At 32.8% G+C, this 1389-nt stretch carries 2 protein-coding genes; both read left to right on the plus strand.

From position 1 onward, the window contains the following. Window positions 1-39: 39 nt before the first annotated feature. Entirely contained in the window at window positions 40-429 is a 390-nt protein-coding gene (locus NZ848_RS21465; RefSeq protein WP_259017222.1) for a helix-turn-helix domain-containing protein, read from the plus strand. Between the two features lie 8 nt (window positions 430-437). After that, complete coding sequence (locus tag NZ848_RS21470) at window positions 438-1340, plus strand: IS3 family transposase (protein WP_259017223.1); 903 nt, start codon at window positions 438-440, stop codon at window positions 1338-1340. Window positions 1341-1389: the final 49 nt, after the last annotated feature.

The following is a 1389-nucleotide window of genomic DNA, read 5'->3' on the forward strand; positions in this document are numbered from 1 at the left end:
TGTCACGTCCTGAAATAGCGTTACAATAAAAGTAATGTTATGAAAGAAACAATTGCAAATCAGTACATTAAGCGTACACAGAAAGATTACAGTTATGCTTTTAAATTAGCCGTAGTTCAAGAGGTTGAGAATGGAGAATTGGGAATAAAAGCCGCCGCTCGGAAATATGGGATACAATCTCATTCTACAATTACTACATGGCTACGAAAATATGGTAACTTTGATTGGATAAACAAATCGACTCAAAAGATGCCAAAATCTAAAGACCAGAAACTGTTAGAATTAGAGCAGAAGGTTCTTCTATTAGAAAAGCAAAAGAAAGAGCTTGAAAAGAAAGTGGAACAGGCGGATAAGAAAGCTATATTCTTCGATATGATGATAGATATAGCTGAAGAAGAATTCAAAATTCCTATCAGAAAAAAGTATTAACCCAGGCAATCAATCGATACAAGACTGAACAAAAAGAAAGCTTAACTGGCTTATGTAGATTGCTTGGGATTAATAGACAGGTTTATTACCGTTCAATTTACATTAACAAACATACAAGAAAGTTAATTGACAAAGTTCTGGATATGGTTCGGGATATTCGTCTTAAAATGCCACGAATCGGTACCAGAAAGTTATTTTATTTATTATTAGACAAATTGAAGCCACTCAAGGTTGGCCGAGATAGATTATTTTCTATTTTGAAAGCTAATAATCTATTAATCAAGCCTAAAAGGAGTTATCACATCACAACAGATTCTCATCATCGTTTTAAAAAGCATAAGAATTTAATTGAAAATGTGACTCCAGATAGGCCGGAGCAGATATGGGTTTCTGATATAACCTATATTGGTAACAGAACGAATCCAATGTATTTATCATTGGTGACGGATGCGTACTCGAAAAAGATTGTTGGCTATCATGTTGCTAATACATTAGAAACAAAAGCATCGGTAGAAGCTTTAAAGATGGCTATAAAAAATAGAACTTATAGGAAAGCAAGTTTAACGCATCACTCCGATAGAGGGTTTCAATATTGCAGTGGAGACTACCAAGACATTTTAACTAAAAATTCAATTACTTGTAGTATGACCGAAAGTTATGACCCTTATGCTAATGCAATTGCGGAAAGAGTAAACGGAATTATTAAACAAGAATTCATTGGATATGATAGAAACATTGACCTGAAGATGATGAGTCAATTAGTGAAAAACGGTATTAATATATATAATCAATTTAGACCTCATTATTCTTGCGATTATAAAACACCACAATTAATGCATCAACAATGCCAAGTAAAAATCCGAACTTATAAAAAAAGAATCCAATTGAAAACTCCCAATTGGATTCCGTAAATTAGTTTTTTAAATCTAAATAAGTGTATCGCTTATTTAGGACTAGACA

It is taken from the genome of Emticicia fluvialis (assembly GCF_024793945.1).
Classification (GTDB): domain Bacteria; phylum Bacteroidota; class Bacteroidia; order Cytophagales; family Spirosomataceae; genus Emticicia; species Emticicia fluvialis.

What these genes read in the sequence shown, in the direction of transcription:
- NZ848_RS21465 (WP_259017222.1), top strand. Translation starts at nt 40, where the DNA reads ATGAAAGAAACAATTGCAAATCAGTACATTAAGCGTACACAGAAAGAT.